Source organism: Microbulbifer mixtoriginis (SeqCode) (assembly GCF_052467705.1).
On the sequence record NZ_CP174322.1, the window covers coordinates 1,064,743 to 1,080,568 of the forward strand.

A 15,826-nucleotide genomic window follows, 5' to 3' on the forward strand; every position below is an offset into this window, starting at 1 on the left:
TTGCTACGCCTACTGGGCTTTGGCCTGCTCAGCTTCCGCCTGGCGGCGCCGCTCTTCTTTTTTCTGCAGGCGTTTAGCGGTAGTCATTTCACGGGCATCTTGGCCCATGTGTTTTTCCCCGCGTTTTTTCGCCAGTTGAATCTGCTTCTCGCGCTCGCGGAAGCGGTGGCGATCGGCGTCACTCACTTTGTCATGGCAATGCGGACAGCTAACTCCCTGCTCAAACTGTTCTGACTGCTGGTCCTCCTTGGTGATAGGCATACGGCAGGCATTGCACTGATCGTACTGGCCTCGCTCCAGATCGTGGTTGACGGTGACGCGCTCATCGAAAACAAAGCACTCCCCCTCCCACAGAGATTCCTCTTTGGGTACTTCTTCCAAGTACTTGAGGATGCCACCGTGCAGGTGATAAACCTCTTCAAAGCCCTGTTCTTTCAAATAGGCGGTGGACTTTTCACAGCGGATACCACCAGTGCAGAACATGGCGACTTTTTTGTGTTTGGCTGGATCCAGGTTCTCTTTGACGTACTGGGGAAACTCTCGGAAGGTTTCGGTATTGGGGTTGAGAGAATCTTTGAAAGTACCCACCTGGAATTCATAGTCGTTGCGGGTATCCACAACAACGACTTCTGGGTCGCTGATTAGGGCGTTCCAGTCTTTTGGTTTGACGTAGGTGCCAACCACTCGGCGGGGGTCAATGCCCTCTACGCCCATAGTGACAATCTCCCTCTTCAATTTGACCTTGCTGCGCAGAAACGGCATCTCGCCAGTGTAGGACTCCTTGTAATCCAGCTCGGCAAGGCGCTCGTCTGACTTCAAGTAGGCGAGGATGGTGTCGATGCCCTCGCGGGAACCAGCAACAGTGCCGTTAATGCCCTCTCGGGCCAAGAGTAGGGTGCCGCGCACTTGGTTTTCCAGCATAACGTCAAGCAGGGGAGTGCGCAGAGACTCAAAGTCCTCCAGAGTGACGAACTTGTAGAGTGCACAGACAACGAATTGATTCATGGTACTTCCTTAAATGCAGTCCGGAGCGTAAATCCGGGGCAGAAAAAATCGCCGCGCATTTTATCGCAAAAAAAAGAGCTTGTCGTACATTTAGCAAGCGCTCCAGCTGTTGTCCCAGCACAACAATATTTGTTGACCGGGGAGCCGCAACTTGTCAAAGTTCTGGCCGAATTTTCAGGGTCATAGCGAGGTGAACCCCATGGGCGAAGAATTTGCACCGAAAGAGTCAGAATTGAGCCAGATCTACCGCGAGGGCGAGGTATCTGTGCAAATCGATATATTCGAGGATGGTGAGGGCGGTTGGCTGCTCGAAATTGTCGATGAGAATAACAACTCCACCGTGTGGGAGGATGCCTTTGAGACAGAGCAGGATGCCCTTGAGGAAGCCTTGGACGCTTTGCGGGAAGAGGGCATCTCTACTTTTGTCGGCCCTGTTCAAGAAGCGGATGGCGGCTGGTAGATAGTTTTGCTGTGACCTCAAAGTGCACCTGCTGCTGGTGGATGTCTTCCCGGTAGTCCTGGGAGGCGGCTCTTTGCGCCCAATATGCCGATAACTGCTATGGTTATGGTGAAGGGAATCGCGACTGTGTGACAGCACACCCCAATCACAGCGCCGTCGCGAGGCAACTGTGGAGCTTTTGTCTCCGGCGGTGCTACCAAACCAGCGGTTGCCTTCCCCATGATAATGCGCGGTATTTTTATCATGGTCTGCTTGCAGATCCCGCCCCTTCCCCTCCATGCCGACCCCTTGGTGCCAATTGTCCAACAGCAGCTTTATGCAGACCTCAAGGAGGTTCGCCTAGTTGCGAAGCTGCATGGCTACGCAATAGTGGCAGGGCGCCACTGCATTGATTGCGATGAGAATCTAGCGATTTATATACGACGTATTGCCAGGCCGGGTGAAGTAGGTGGTAATAATCAGTCAGATGGTGATCGTTATACCTATCCGGGTAGGTATCTCGACTATATGACGAAAAAGCTGGTAGAAAAAACCCGTATGTTTTACGGCTATTGCTATGAGGGGCTGCCTTCACTGTTATGGTTGACCGAGTACCGGTCGGGGGATGTTTGGATCAAGTCTGAATACCTGCTTTTACTCACGGGTGAAAATCTGGAGCACCGTTACGTAGAGGGGCATCAGCCGAGTGTTTTCCATTTGGAGAGTGCGAACTGTAAGGAATTACCGGGGATTTTGATGGAAATGGAGCCCTAGAAATTGTGGCCTTTTTCAGTCATTTGAGGAGAGAGTGAGCCGGCATTGTTTTAGGGGCTTCTTTGCATAAGGGCCTCGAGAGAACAATTATAGTGCTCTCTAATCAAGTCCTTATTAATAATGGACCGGTATGTAATTAGCGGTCATCCACTTTTTACTCTGATTCCTACTTAACGACAGAAATAAAAAAACCCCGCTGGAGGGCGGGGCCAAAAGGGTTGTTGAAATCAGTTCTGCTTTACTTTACCGGTTCAAAAACAATTTTCAGTTTCTTCTTACCCCAGGCGCGAGCCTTGCGGATATCTTTTTCCATCCAAACATCAATACGGTTTGTGAAGCGTTTGTTCATGCGGTCACGCACAGTGTAAGTACCTGGCAGACCTTCAATCTGTACTTTAGCGCCGTTGGTCAGGCCGTGCTTTTCCAAGTCACGGGAAACGGCAATGATTTTATCGCCTGGACGCAGGCGGTTGTTCCAGGCAGCTACCCAAGGGTCGCTATCTGTCTGGCCGGGCACCGAGTTATACGCGGTAGCGTCGACAACCATGGTTTTCTTAAGAGCGGCTGATGCATTGACACTTACACCAATAGCAAGCAGGGCGGCGATGAAAAAAGCAGTGTTACGCAGAGTCTGTTTCATGATGTCCCATTACCTCCAGGAATCAAATGGTCGCAAGCCAAAAGGTGCTTACGAAATTTCCAAGTGCTTTTGGAAATGATTGATCAATATTTAATCAATGCTGGTTATATTACTGGGGATTTGGGTTGAGGCAACTTTTTCTTATTTGGCGACAAAAGACCTTAAAGAATGGCTGGTTATTGTGAGTGCTTGAAATCAATAACCCTTTTTAGTCTTATGTTTAAGATTTTTGTTTGTGCTTAGACGCTACTAATGGTTACAGAATTCCTATTTTTTTCTGATTAAGAAATTTCATTTTTTAGGTGGGATTTGCAGTGACAGCGATGTCATTCTACGGTTTACAAACTATTTTCTTGGATCGGCTTTCTAATTCGTACGAGAAAAGTAAAAAATTTCCCTGAAACTATTTGTGACCATTCCGCCAAAACTGTCTGGTTTGAAGGGAAAACCTGATTTTAGGTGGAAAAACTGCTTCGTCACTGATTTTTTTGGCAAAGAAATGGGGTAAATAAGAGCTAAAGGGTGGCTACCTAACTCTGTTGTAGAGGCTCGACTATCTGTGGTGAGATATAGGAAGTAGACTCTGCTGCAGAGATACAGAGATACAGAGATACAGAGATATAGGGATATAGGGATATAGGGATATAGGGATACAAGGATCTCTTCTTTCAACGTTCCAGGCGCATAAGTTTGAATAAGCCTCTAATTAATCATTACTAATAATCTCTGCCATGAAATTAGAGAGCAGTAATTCTCTCTTTTGATTGTTTACCTAACGGCAGAAATAAAAAAACCCCGCTGGAGGGCGGGGCCAAAAGGGTCGTTGAAATCAGTTCTGCTTTACTTTACCGGTTCAAAAACAATCTTCAGTTTCTTCTTACCCCAGGCGCGAGCCTTGCGGATATCTTTTTCCATCCAAACATCAATACGGTTTGTGAAGCGTTTGTTCATACGGTCACGCACAGTGTAAGTACCGGGCAGACCTTCAATCTGTACTTTAGCGCCGTTGGTCAGGCCGTGCTTTTCCAAATCACGGGAAACGGCAATGATTTTATCGCCTGGACGCAGGCGGTTGTTCCAGGCAGCTACCCAAGGGTCGCTATCTGTCTGGCCGGGCACCGAGTTATACGCGGTAGCGTCGACAATCATGGTTTTCTTAAGAGCGGCTGATGCATTGACACTCACACCAATAGCAAGCAGGGCGGCGATGAAAAAAGCAGTGTTACGCAGAGTCTGTTTCATGATGTCCCATTACCTCCAGGAATCAAATGGTCGCAAGCCAAAAGGTGCTTACGAAATTTCCAAGTGCTTTTGGAAATGGTTGATCAATATTTAATCAACGCTGGTTATATTACTGGGGATTTGGGTTGAGGCAACTTTTTCTTATTTGGCGACAAAAGACCTTAAAGAATTGCTGGTTATTTTGAGTGCTTGAAATCAATAACCCTTTTTATTTTATATTTAAGGATTTTGTTCGCGCTTATACGCTATTGATGGTTGCAGAATTCCTATTTTTTTTATGATTAAGAAATTTCATTTTTTAGGTGGGGTTTACAGTGACAGCGATGTCATCCTACGGTTAACAAGCTATTTTTCCGGATCGGCTTTCTAATTCAGATGAGAAAAGTAAAAAATTTCCCTGAAACTATTTGTGACTGCCCCACCAAATTAGTCTGAATTGAAGAAAAAACGTGGTTTAACGCAGCAAAACGGCTTCGTCGATTCATTTTCTGGCAAACAATTTGGGGAAAAGTGAGGGCTAAAGGGTGGTTCCACGGTTCTGCTGTACCGGTTCTACCTGCTGGCGAAGCGCGGCCAAATAGTCACTATCCTCTTTTAGGTCGGGTAATTTGTGCTGTAAATCCAGTTCTACCGCTTTCTCCAGCCAACGAATGGCCTCTTCAATATTTCCTTGCCACTCACAAACCTGCCCAAGATTGAAATAAGTAATAGAAAGGTTGTGCCATTCCTCCTGATTGAGCAGACCTTCAAGGGCACTTTTATAGAGGAGATAAGCAGTGCTGAGGAGGTGTTCACGCTGCGTGGCCAACTCTTCGCTGGCAGCTTGGCGGTGGTAAGTGTGTGCCAGGGCAGAGCGCACTCTTGCGCTGGAGTGAGGTAGTTGTGCACCTGAATCCAGGTAGCGCAGAACTGATTGAAACTGGGCCCGCGCCAGCGGGTAGAGATCTGGCCTCGATTTGGCCCCCAAGGCATTTAGTACTATGCCGTAGCGGTAGCGCAGGGTGTGCTGCTGGGAGGGATAGGCGCCGAGAGCGGAAATGGCTTTTTCATAGAGTGGCAAGGCATCGCCAAAATTACCCTCGCGGGCGAGTGCCTCCGCTTCGTTGACCCAGTGGATCGCCCCTAGGGTTTCTCCCCCGTGAGATTGAGCGCTGTGAGTCTGGGTATTGTTGGGGAGAACGTCCGAAATAAGGGAGACTGCCGCTAATAGTGCGGTTAGGCAGAAAAGTGCATAAAAAAATATGTATAAATGAGGCAGTGGTTTATGCATAGGGATTTTCGCGCTTGGCCCGATGACGTATGGGGCCATAGTTACGGCCCTCATACGTCAGTAAATCCCTAGTTATCGAGTTGTGCCAGTAATCCCTGCAGAGGATGGCGCAGACTAACACCTGCAAAGCGGCTGGCCTGGCAGCGGCAGGAGTATCCGGTGGCGAGTTGGTTGTGCTCCCCACCATTGAGTTTGGGAGCCCAGGACTGCTGGAAGATCACCCGCGATGTTTCCTTATGCGCGGTCTCGTGGCCATAGGTCCCAGCCATACCACAGCAGCCGAGATTTTCACTCTGCAGCTCCAGGCCCAAGGCGGCGAATACCGTTTGCCAATCCTTGAGTGAGGCGGCGGCATTGGTTTGCTCGGTGCAGTGCGGCAGTAGTTGAAAGCTGCCAGGTTTTACCCGAGCGCGCTGTTGCTGCAGGTGATCTTCTTGTTGAACCAGCCATTCTTGTAACAAATGTACTTTCGGAGCGCGTTCCCCGAGGAGTTTCTTGTATTCAGAGCGATAGGTAAGGGTCATGGAGGGATCAATGCCCACCAGGGGGATACCGCTCTCCGCCAGGTTGTTAAGCATCTCACTATTGCCTTCGGCAATTCGTTGGAACTGGCGTAAAAAACCATGAACGTGGAGGGGTTTACCGTTGGCCCGATAGGGAGCGAGAATCGGCACAAAGTCCAATTGTTTGAGCAGGCGCAAAATATCCGCTACCACTTCGGCATCAAAATAGCTGGTGAAGGCATCCTGCACAATGATGACCGCGCGGCTGCGCTGGGAGGGCCCCAGAGTATCCAGGCAGGCTTTTGTAGCGGTGGGTACTCCCAGTTCTCTCATGCTGGTTTGCAGGGTTTTTTGTGAGAGCTGTGGGCTGTCCACCATGCCGAAAACACGCTCCATCAAAAAAGATACAGGCTTCAGCTTTAGCGGCCAGTTGTACAATTGCGGTAGTCTGGCTAGATGCGGCATCAGGAATTCCAGTCCGCCCACGGCGTAATCCTTTAGCGGGCGTAGGTAGCGGCTGTAATAAAGCTCCAAAAACTTGCTGCGAAATTCCGGTACATCCACGCGAATAGGGCATTGCCCTACACAGGATTTACAGGCTAGGCAGCCCTGCATGGCTTCATTGACTTCGTGGTTGAAGTCGTACTCGCCGCGGGTTTTTGCCAGGGTATTTACGATGCGTTTGGGCAGGCCGACAAAAAAAGAGCGCTCGCGGTATTTACGCGCGCTGGCTACTGCGTCTACACCGTGTTTACTCAATAGACGCAACCATTCTCGCATCAGCGAGGCCCGCCCTTTGGGGGAATGGATCCGGTTGCGCGTGGCCTTGTAGGAAGGGCACATGGCATCGTCTGGATTCCAATTAAAACAGGCACCGTTGCCGTTGCAGTGCACACCCTCGTCGTATCCCTCCCATACTTGCGCGGGAATTTGTCGATCGTGTTCACCGCGGGTGCTCACCACATCAATTTTCAGCAGGCTGGCGCTGTCATCGGGTGTGGCAATTTTGCCGGGATTTAATTGATTGCGTGGATCGAAAGCGGATTTAATTTTCTGCAGCTCTGGATACAGCTCGCCGAAAAATTCCGGGGCATATTCGGAACGAACACCTTTGCCGTGTTCTCCCCACAGCAGCCCTTTATATTTTTGTGTCAGTGCCACCACCCGGTCGGTGATGGGGCGAATTTGTGCGGCCTGTTGTGGATCTTTCATATCAATTGCCGGGCGTACATGTAATACGCCGGCATCCACATGGCCGAACATACCGTAGTCGAGGCCGGCCTCATCTAGCACTGCGCGGAATTCTGCAATAAAATCGGCCAGGTTTTCTGGTGGTACGGCAGTATCTTCTACAAAGGGAATCGGGCGCTTTTCCCCCTGGGCGTTGCCCAGCAAACCCACTGCGCGTTTGCGCATGGCCCAGATACGATTCACCTCGGCGTGGCCGCGGGCGATAGAATAGCCGAAGCTCTTGCCTGGCTGGCCAATGGCAGCCTCGATATGTGCAATAAATTGCTGCAGAGCTTTTTCCAGTTCCTCCTCGGTATCTGCAGCGTACTCCACCAGGTTGATACCCTTGACCGGGCGATCCTCTGCGGGAAAAAATTCACTGACGCTGTGCCAGACGATATCTTCCATGGCCAGCTGCAGTACTTTGCTGTCCACTGTTTCGATCGACATGGGGCCTGCGCCCATTAGGTCCTTGGCATCGCGCAGCGCTTCCTGGAAGTGGTCGTATTTTAAATTGACCAGAGCCACACTCTTGGGAATGGGCAGCAGATTGAGTTTGGCTTCTGCAATAAACCCGAGGGTGCCTTCGGAACCGCACAATACGCTGTTGAGATTAAAGCGATTGCCTTCACGAATATGGGCCAGGTCGTAGCCGGTGAGGCAGCGATTGAGCTTGGGGAATTTCTGCTCGATGAGTTCGGCTTTTTCCCTGGCAATCTTGTCACAGGTTTTATGCACCTCTGCGACGCGGCTATTTTCAGCGCATATTTCTTGTAGCTGAGCGTCCCCTATAACAGTGGAGTGCCACAGCTCCCCGCCCATTAACACTGTGTGTAATTCCAACACGTGATCGCGGGTCTTGCCGTAAACACAGGATCCCTGGCCTGAGGCATCCGTATTGATCATGCCACCGATGGTAGCGCGGTTGCTGGTAGAAAGTTCTGGCGCAAAAAACAGGCCGTGGGGTTTAAGTGCGGCATTCAACTGGTCTTTGACCACGCCAGCCTGTACGCGAACCCAGCGCTCTTCCACATTGATCTCAAGGATCTGGTTCATATGGCGGGAGATATCCACCACCAGCCCATCGGTAAGCGATTGGCCGTTAGTACCGGTGCCACCGCCTCTGGGTGAGAGCACTACGGAGTGGAACTCCTCCCGTTCGGCCAGTTCCGCCAGTAGTTGCAGGTCGCGGTGATTGCGTGGGTACACCACTGCCTGAGGTAGAACCTGGTAAATAGAGTTATCGGTGGCTAAAACGGTGCGGCTGGCGTAACTGGGTGTGGTGTCACCGCGGAAACCCGCGTCTGCAAGCTCCTGCAAAAACTGCAAATAGAGCGCCTGAACCTCGTCGACTTCGCGCAATGCTGGAATCATGAGCTAATCCGTACTTTCGGGGAGGAGGAGGCCGCAAATTGCCGGGGTAGCTGGTGAGATAAAGAATCACAGCTCTGCCGCTCGGTAAAAATGCGGCCCTGCATTGTAGCTATGGTGTGTATGGGCGCAAGCGGCCATAGAGACTTGATTACTTTCCAAAAGTTGTACAAAGCTATCTCTTGTACAACTAGTTGTGAGAGTCTATAAAAGAAGAACGTGAACCGATTCTGTGCAGCAAAACTATGCATATACAGCTCTTGTCTCAAAAAATTCCGGTGGGCATTAGCCGCTGCGCCGTGGGTGATCCGGTGCGTTACAACGGCAGCCACAAGCACAGTAAAGTCTGCACCCAACTGCTGGGCAATTGTTTTGAGTTGCAGGCTTACTGCCCCGAGGTTGCCATTGGCATGGGCGTGCCCAGACCGCCTATTCACCTTATTGTGAGTGACCGGTTGCGTGCGGTTGGCCGGGAAGATCAGAACTTAGATGTTACCGAGGCTCTAGAGGACTACGCGGATACGATTGTCCCTGAAGTGGAGAATCTGCGTGGTTTTATTCTGATGCAGAAATCTCCCAGCTGTGGAGTGCGAACCACTCCCCACTATAAAGAAGATGGTACCGGGGTGCTGGCGCACGACTCCGGCTTATTCGCGGCACGCCTGCGCCAGCATTTTCCCCATTTGCCGATGGAAGAAGTGGGGCGGCTCAATGCCAGCGATTTACGCGAGAATTTCCTCACCCGTGTTTTTGCTTACGACGCCTGGCATCGCTATGTGGCCACCGACCTGCGCCCAGCCAGGGTCATTGAATTTTACACCGCTTATAAATATCTACTGTTGGCACACAGTCAGCCAATGACCCGTGCACTGGGTCAGTTTGTTTCTAACTCGCGCGCATTGCCGGTGGAGGAGTTTGCCTATGAGGTGAGAGGTAAAATAATGGAGATTCTCAGCCAGTTGGCCAGCCGTAAGGACCGCACCAACGCCTTGATGCACAGCCAGGGCCACCTGAAGAGCTACCTGAGCAAGGAAGAGAGAGCCGAGCTGGCGCTACTCATTGACGAATACCGTCAGGGTAATAAGCCTTTGTCGGCGGTGCTAACGATGTTGCGCCATTATTTGCCGCGCACTCCTCACCAGTTTATCCATAGTCAGGTGTTGCTCGCCGCTGAGCCGGCAGAGCTGGGTTTGTGTGAATTTCGCTGAGAATTGTGATGGTTGAGATTGCCCCCCCTACTGAAGCCAGCTTACCAATTCGTGAGGTAGCGCGTCGTACCGGCGTGCACCCTGTCACCCTTCGGGCCTGGGAGCGGCGCTACGGCCTGTTAACACCGGCCAGAACCAGCAAGGGGCACCGACTTTATAGTGAAGAAGAGGTCAGGCGTATCGAAGAGGTACTGGCCTGCCTGGCCCGAGGTGTAGCTATTGGACAGGTGCGGGAATTATTGGCACGTGGTCCATCCTCCCTGTCAGCCAAAGAGAGAGAGGCAAACACTGCAGGTGGTTGGCGTGAGATGATCGATGAAGCCTTAAACTTGTCACAAAACTTTGACGAGCCAAAGCTTCGCAAGCAACTGGACCACTGGATTTCCACCTTACCGGCATCACTATTACTCGATCATTGGCTCAAGCCGCTGCATACCGAGTTGGCTAGGCTGAGGCGATCGCAAGCCGCGCAAGGTTTCTTTTGGCAGCTGGTTAATGAACAATTGTTATTGGCCAACGGCATAGCTCGCAGAAATTTAAATAAAGATCGTTTGGCTTGCGAGAGTCGAGTCCTATTGCTGGATTTCCCCGGTGAAGATCAGCGGGCCTTTGTGCAATTATTTTGCGCCACACTTTTGGCTGCCGGTATTGGCGTAGTGGTTTTGAATTATCGGGCCGTTCTGCCGGGGCTTACTGAAAATATGAGAAAGCTGGATGTGCATGCGCTGCTCTGGTACAGCCATCGGGCACTGCCAAAACCCTTACTTGAGGAGGAATTACCACGTTCATTTCAGGAGCTAAGCAAGCCTCTTAGGCTTGTGGGGGATTTCGTAGAGTTACAGTCTGCAAGCTTGGATAACCTAAAGAAAATACCGATGATATCAGTATTATCAGGTACTACAGACTTCGTGGTAACGCAACTGCGGGAGCAGCTGAAGCGATGAGCCGACAAATATCAATACAGCGGGGCCTAGTCTGGTTCCGCAGCGATTTGCGTATACAGGATAATTCGGCGCTGTATCATGCCAGTACTCGATGCGAACAATTGGCCGCAATTTTTATCGCCTGTCCAGAAACCTGGAAAAACCACGATGAAGGCGATGCACTGGTTTCTTTTCGTATGGCCTGCTTGCAGAAACTCCAAGGGCAGTTGCAAACTTGCAATATTCCCCTGTACTTCCTCGAAGTCCCTGAGTTTTCTCTGGTTCCGGACGCGCTGCAGCAAATTATTCAGCGTCTGAAAGTAGAGGCATTGTTTGCCAATGCTGAGTATCCTCTGAATGAGCTGCGTCGAGACAATGCCGTTCGAGAAAAATTGCTGGAACACAATGTTTCGGTTGAATACTACAGTGACCGCACCTTATTACCGCCAGGAGCAGTGAGAACGGCGAGTGGTGATCCCTACAAAGTGTTTACCCCTTTCAAGCGTGCCCTAATCCAGTTATGTGCAGGGAGCGAGGTTAAGCCCTTGCCCACTCCCAGGAAAATACCACCTTCTGCCAATAGCAAACATTGGCCGAAGTGGTTCGCAGTGGATGTAAAAGGAAATCGAAAACTAACGCAGAAAATACCTAACCAGTTATTGGGCTACTCACTCAATATTGATGGATCAGGTAGTGTTAAAGGTTGGGAGAGTGGTGAGCAAGCTGCGCAAAAGTGCTTGAAAGTTTTTGCCAAAATTATTGATCAATATCAGGCCGAACGAGATTTTCCAGCGAAAGATAGTACCTCTCGCCTTTCCCCTTATTTAAATAGTGGAGCTATTTCTATTCGCCAGTGCGTCAAGATGGCCCTCAGCCAGAATAAAGGCCTTTGGCAGGGTGGAGATGAAGGGATTGCCTGCTGGATCATCGAACTTATCTGGCGGGAATTCTATACACATTTACTGACTGACTTTCCCCGCTTGAGTATGGGCAGGCCATTTAAAGAGGAAACAGAACAAATTCCTTGGCGCTATGATGAAGGATTATTTTCCCTTTGGGCAAGTGGCGAAACCGGAGTGCCTATTGTCGATGCTGCAATGCGCCAGCTAAATGAAACCGGCTGGATGCACAACCGCTTACGAATGATTGTCGCCTCGTTCTTGAGTAAAAATATGCTGATCGACTGGCGTTGGGGTGAACGCTATTTTATGCAGCACTTGATTGATGGTGACTTTGCCTCAAACAATGGCGGTTGGCAATGGACCGCCTCAACCGGTACGGATGCAGCACCTTATTTCCGGGTATTTAACCCTTATAGCCAGTCGCAGAAGTTCGATCCTAACGGAGAGTTTATTCGACATTATGTGCCGGAAATTTCCTCACTAAGTAATAAGGAGATTCATGAGCCCCCAATGATTGAAGGGTATCCCCAAGTAATTTGTGATGTGAGTGCCGGGCGCAAGCGAGCGATAGAGGTATTTGCCAACCTTAAATAACCATGTTCAGAGGCAGGTTGGTAGGCAGAGATAAGTTTTGTAGAGCAGGTACTCTAGATAAATAGAAGAGAACTATGTCGACTATTTGATAGTATTCAAAACGACTCATCCTCCCTGTATAAATTGATAGAAATAGAGCCCTCTAGGTCAGCGGTAACGTGAAAAACTATGGGCTTACAGCAGACCTGGCAGTCTTCTATATATTCTTGCGGAAGTACAGAAATATCAATGAGTGTACTAAAGTGTTCGCCGCAGTAGGGACATTGAATAGTTTCTTCTAGGATTGGGTTCATGCTGAAGTAAAGCCTATCTAATTCGAGATTTTTGAATTTTAGGTTAAAGCCTACGTAAAATGCCAGAATGATTTTATTTCTAGTTGAATGTCTGGAGTGATATTTTGAAATTCTATCTTTCTGTAATTCTTGCTAATAAGTTAGCTAGGAAATTAGTAGTGTTGGGGAGTTGAGGTATGTGATTGCTCAAGGGGAGTATATTTATTTTCTTGAGTATGGGTGTTGACAGTTTTAGGGGTTAATGAAATGGTAAGATAGTAAATTTTTTTGCATAAACCCTATAGGTTTCTTATGGTTTTCCTGGAGGATGTTTTTGTTAAATGGGGAGTTTGGTCGAATTAGGCTTTGTCGGTCTTTTTGTTTCAGCATTTCTAGCGGCAACAATCTTGCCAGTAAGTTCGGAGATCGTATTAACCACTCTGCTGATCAATGGTTTTTCTCCAGTTGCATTGGTGACTGTTGCAACAATTGGTAATGTGGCCGGTTCATTGGTGAATTATGCTCTTGGCTATTGGGCCAGTTTGGGTATTATAAAAAAATGGTTAAGGATGTCAGAAAATGAATTTGTAAAGGCTGAGCAGCGTTTTAAAAAATATGGCCTGATTTCATTAGCTTTTGCTTGGGTTCCAGTTGTTGGAGATCCATTAACCGTTATGGCGGGGGTGTTAAGAATACGATTGTTATGGTTTTTGATTTTGGTGACGGCAGGTAAGCTTTTGCGCTATGTAGTTGTTAGTTATATGGTGTTGCAGGTTTCTTAAATTTAATGATTTTTAGTAACGTTATTTTCTGATTTTTCAATTATTTTTTTCGAAGAGTATGACCATAAAGTATCGATTGTGGTCAGATTGTCAAGAGCTTTCAAGTTATATGCCGGAATAATGTCTGGCTTTATATTTGAGGTGGATGATCTTGGTTTTAAGAGTTTGGGGATAGTTTTTTTAATTTTTTGGGTTGGTTGATTTTTGTGCGGTATTTATCAGTACAGAAAAAGATATTGTTAATTTGTATAAGCTCACTCTTATCCCTGGCCTTTTTTGTATAGTTGGAAGTAGATGGTGGTCATGCTAACTGCTGCCAGTTTAGAGTTTTCATTATAGGGGTGTTCCTATAAGTACATAAATTAAAAAAACCTAGCCTTAAATTTTTATTTTATGTTCCATAAACGTGCCGGATAAATCTAAATTAATTAGCAGTATTGTAATATGGAGGTCGTCTAAAATACTCGCGAAGAAGGTTGTATTTTTGAGGTGAGTGATCTATTTGTTATTTTTGAATACCAACTCTCCGCTCGCTTTTTCTCTATTCCAGTCAACTGTCTGAAATTCTGTTACGGCTTCATTAAAGTAAAGATACATATTGTCAGTTTTTGCTTTAAGAATGACTTCATTCTTTTGAGTGATATCCCAGGTCACCCCTGACCAACTTTTAAGTTTGGAGATGGTGCCGTCGGGTTCAAAAGTGAAAATATAGTTTCGATTCCTCCATTTGTAATTCCATGTGGAGCTCGATACTTTGCTTTTGAAGCTCGCAATGTCAACCATATGATCAAATGAATCCTTATTCTTCGCAAAAGAGAGTGGGCTTAAAAGTAAAAGTGTAATTGCAATAGTTAAACGATTTTTCATGATGAGTCTTGTATGTAATGCTCGATCTAATGTTTTTATTGGTTTTAGCTCAATAAATTTTATAAGAGTGAACTAATCTTTCAGTTTAGAAAGTGATGTATTTATCAGTTTCCCCACTTAACCAATTTCTCCAGTTGATTTCCAGACCTCTGATCCCGCCAATATAGTCTTTATCGACCAGATAATACGAGTGCGTACGATCACCACGCTCCAGCTTATGGACTAAACGAATTACAAAGCTTTTACCGACTGGTGTTGATAATAGAAAGTATAAAAATTGCCCGGCCTGTGCTTGTAAAGGCGCAGTCCCATTTCTTTGTGCATGTCGCCATCTTGTGTTAGGGATCCTAAGGAATGTACTGATATCCATAAGCCTCTCATGGCGCTTGAGAGGATTTACCCATCTATAATTTTCCCAGTGACTAGTGATGCGCAGTTGCCCGTTCACTTTAGTGAGGGTTTCCATCTGCTCGGCCAAACCTTCATTTAGCCAGGATTGGGCGTAGGGAGTGACAGTATCGGTTATTGCATGACTAACCTCGTGTTTAATAGTGCGGAATGTTCTGGCTCTATCCTCTTGGATGTAAACAATAATTTGGTTATCTTGAGAGAAATATATCCCATAAGAGGCTGATGGTTCTTTTCCCATTCTCTTTCTTAGGTGTTCGTAGTAGGCTTTTTTATCCTTTAGAACCAAGACCTTAACGGGTACCGTTTTGTAAAAGTCAAAAAACAGAACGCGATCGTAAAACTCATAGACGAGGTTGACATCTGTAACAATCCTGTTTAATTCCTGATTGCTCAGGTTGGTGTCAATGGCTTCGACGGAAATATCAAATCGAGACCAATCAGACTTGTGCTTTCTAGGCTTAATAACTTCTTGTTTAATATTTTCTATTTTCTTGTCACTGAAGTGGACTTGGCCATTTTCATCGATCCACTTGTAGATATTGGCTGTTGCGTTTAGTGGAATTAGAGACAGAAGAGTAGCTAATACAGCTGGTAGGTGAGGAGTCACTGCTAGAAACTTTTAACTAATTGAAAGTTGGTACTATGATTCTTTGACTGACACCTGACTCAAGAGGCTACAATCGCCTCTTTTATCGCGGCCTCAGCTAAAAGGTGGTTAGAGTTTAACGTTGGTAACGCAGAATTACTATCATCGATAATCAATGGTATTTCGGTGCAACCCAGGACAACTGCATCACATCCATCCTGTTTGAGGTTGTTAATAGTGTCTTGGAAGTATTGCACTGTTTCCTGTCGAAATACCCCAGTGACTAACTCTCCCATAATCAGCTGCCCGATCCTTTCAACAGCCTTCTTAGGCGGCCGTAACCAACCTATGTTTGCCGCCTCTATTTTCGACGGATAAACATCGCTCTCAACTAACCATCGGGTACCGAGTAGGCCCAGTTTTCTATAGCCCTTGATGGTGGCTTCAGCAATAACACTGTCGGCAATATGTAGCCAGGGTAGGGGGGATCTCTCTATTACATAGTCAAAGGCTTGGTGAATAGTATTATCGGGGCAGATCAGAAAACAGGCCCCCTGGGATTCGAGCTTGTCAGCGGAAGAGAGCATTAGATCGCCAACACTTTGAAGATCATTGGAATCCAAATATTCTACATATCGAGCCAGTGAATGAGTGTGCATGGATATCTCGGGATGAGCATGTTCACCAAGATATTTGCCACTTTCTGTGCAAATTGTCTTATAGCATAGGGCTGCGCCCTCAGAGGAGCAACCAACAAGACCGATGTGTTTTGTCTGATTTAAATTCTTCTTTAAGTTCTTCATTCGA

At 47.7% G+C, this 15,826-nt stretch carries 15 protein-coding genes; 6 read left to right on the forward strand and 9 right to left on the reverse strand.

The features are described 5' to 3' along the window. Positions 1-9: 9 nt before the first annotated feature. Positions 10-1,005 carry an oxygen-dependent tRNA uridine(34) hydroxylase TrhO gene (trhO, locus tag ACJJIB_RS04790; protein ID WP_444888036.1) on the reverse strand — a complete coding sequence of 332 codons (996 nt, stop codon included), beginning with the start codon at positions 1,003-1,005 and terminating at the stop codon, positions 10-12. A gap of 199 nt (positions 1,006-1,204) precedes the next feature. Between trhO and ACJJIB_RS04795 the strand changes: the two genes are divergently transcribed. Together ACJJIB_RS04795 and ACJJIB_RS04800 are read left to right on the forward strand one after the other, a co-directional pair. After that, the gene (locus tag ACJJIB_RS04795; protein ID WP_252084598.1) at positions 1,205-1,465 is read left to right on the forward strand and encodes a hypothetical protein; all 261 of its coding nucleotides are present in this window, start codon (positions 1,205-1,207) and stop codon (positions 1,463-1,465) included. A 219-nt stretch (positions 1,466-1,684) separates the two neighbouring features. Beyond that, positions 1,685-2,218 carry a hypothetical protein gene (locus ACJJIB_RS04800; RefSeq protein ID WP_444888037.1) on the forward strand — a complete coding sequence of 178 codons (534 nt, stop codon included), beginning with the start codon at positions 1,685-1,687 and terminating at the stop codon, positions 2,216-2,218. A gap of 238 nt (positions 2,219-2,456) precedes the next feature. On the opposite strand, the gene ACJJIB_RS04805 is transcribed toward ACJJIB_RS04800, so the two are convergent. The 4 genes from ACJJIB_RS04805 to ydiJ form a co-directional block, all read right to left on the reverse strand. After that, positions 2,457-2,858: a 3D domain-containing protein gene (locus ACJJIB_RS04805; RefSeq protein ID WP_252084600.1), complete on the reverse strand. Its 402-nt coding sequence runs from the start codon at positions 2,856-2,858 to the stop codon at positions 2,457-2,459. Between the two features lie 840 nt (positions 2,859-3,698). Then, the gene (locus ACJJIB_RS04810) at positions 3,699-4,100 is read right to left on the reverse strand and encodes a 3D domain-containing protein (RefSeq protein WP_444883789.1); all 402 of its coding nucleotides are present in this window, start codon (positions 4,098-4,100) and stop codon (positions 3,699-3,701) included. A 517-nt stretch (positions 4,101-4,617) separates the two neighbouring features. Next, positions 4,618-5,370 carry a tetratricopeptide repeat protein gene (locus tag ACJJIB_RS04815; protein ID WP_444888038.1) on the reverse strand — a complete coding sequence of 251 codons (753 nt, stop codon included), beginning with the start codon at positions 5,368-5,370 and terminating at the stop codon, positions 4,618-4,620. A 68-nt stretch (positions 5,371-5,438) separates the two neighbouring features. Then, entirely contained in the window at positions 5,439-8,477 is a 3,039-nt protein-coding gene (gene ydiJ / locus ACJJIB_RS04820; protein WP_444888039.1) for a D-2-hydroxyglutarate dehydrogenase YdiJ, read from the reverse strand. A gap of 242 nt (positions 8,478-8,719) precedes the next feature. Here ydiJ and ACJJIB_RS04825 point away from each other — a divergent pair, with 242 nt between their 5' ends. Genes ACJJIB_RS04825 through ACJJIB_RS04835 form a run of 3 tightly spaced genes read left to right on the forward strand, consistent with a single transcriptional unit; the run spans position 8,720 to position 12,101 of the window. Further along, a complete protein-coding gene (locus ACJJIB_RS04825; RefSeq protein WP_444888040.1) occupies positions 8,720-9,682 on the forward strand; it encodes a YbgA family protein in 963 nt (320 codons plus the stop codon). Positions 9,683-9,690: 8 nt separating this feature from the next. Beyond that, positions 9,691-10,626: a MerR family transcriptional regulator gene (locus tag ACJJIB_RS04830; protein ID WP_444888041.1), complete on the forward strand. Its 936-nt coding sequence runs from the start codon at positions 9,691-9,693 to the stop codon at positions 10,624-10,626. Continuing rightward, positions 10,623-12,101 carry a cryptochrome/photolyase family protein gene (locus ACJJIB_RS04835; RefSeq protein WP_444888042.1) on the forward strand — a complete coding sequence of 493 codons (1,479 nt, stop codon included), beginning with the start codon at positions 10,623-10,625 and terminating at the stop codon, positions 12,099-12,101. The genes ACJJIB_RS04830 and ACJJIB_RS04835 overlap by 4 nt, the downstream gene beginning before the upstream one ends. A 95-nt stretch (positions 12,102-12,196) precedes the next feature. Here ACJJIB_RS04835 and ACJJIB_RS04840 read toward each other — a convergent pair whose 3' ends face one another. Next, on the reverse strand, positions 12,197-12,394 hold the full coding sequence (locus ACJJIB_RS04840; RefSeq protein ID WP_444883795.1) for a CPXCG motif-containing cysteine-rich protein: 198 nt from the start codon (positions 12,392-12,394) through the stop codon (positions 12,197-12,199). A 320-nt stretch (positions 12,395-12,714) separates the two neighbouring features. Between ACJJIB_RS04840 and ACJJIB_RS04845 the strand changes: the two genes are divergently transcribed. Next, positions 12,715-13,155: a YqaA family protein gene (locus ACJJIB_RS04845; RefSeq protein WP_444883796.1), complete on the forward strand. Its 441-nt coding sequence runs from the start codon at positions 12,715-12,717 to the stop codon at positions 13,153-13,155. Positions 13,156-13,653: 498 nt separating this feature from the next. On the opposite strand, the gene ACJJIB_RS04850 is transcribed toward ACJJIB_RS04845, so the two are convergent. The 3 genes from ACJJIB_RS04850 to ACJJIB_RS04860 all read right to left on the reverse strand — a co-directional run bounded on the left by ACJJIB_RS04850 (position 13,654) and on the right by ACJJIB_RS04860 (position 15,822). Further along, positions 13,654-14,022 carry a hypothetical protein gene (locus tag ACJJIB_RS04850; protein WP_444888043.1) on the reverse strand — a complete coding sequence of 123 codons (369 nt, stop codon included), beginning with the start codon at positions 14,020-14,022 and terminating at the stop codon, positions 13,654-13,656. An 85-nt stretch (positions 14,023-14,107) separates the two neighbouring features. Further along, on the reverse strand, positions 14,108-15,040 hold the full coding sequence (locus ACJJIB_RS04855) for a DUF4124 domain-containing protein (RefSeq protein ID WP_444888044.1): 933 nt from the start codon (positions 15,038-15,040) through the stop codon (positions 14,108-14,110). Between the two features lie 59 nt (positions 15,041-15,099). Continuing rightward, positions 15,100-15,822, reverse strand: a complete 723-nt coding sequence (locus ACJJIB_RS04860) for an aspartate/glutamate racemase family protein (RefSeq protein WP_444888045.1) — start codon at positions 15,820-15,822, stop codon at positions 15,100-15,102. Positions 15,823-15,826 lie beyond the last annotated feature (4 nt).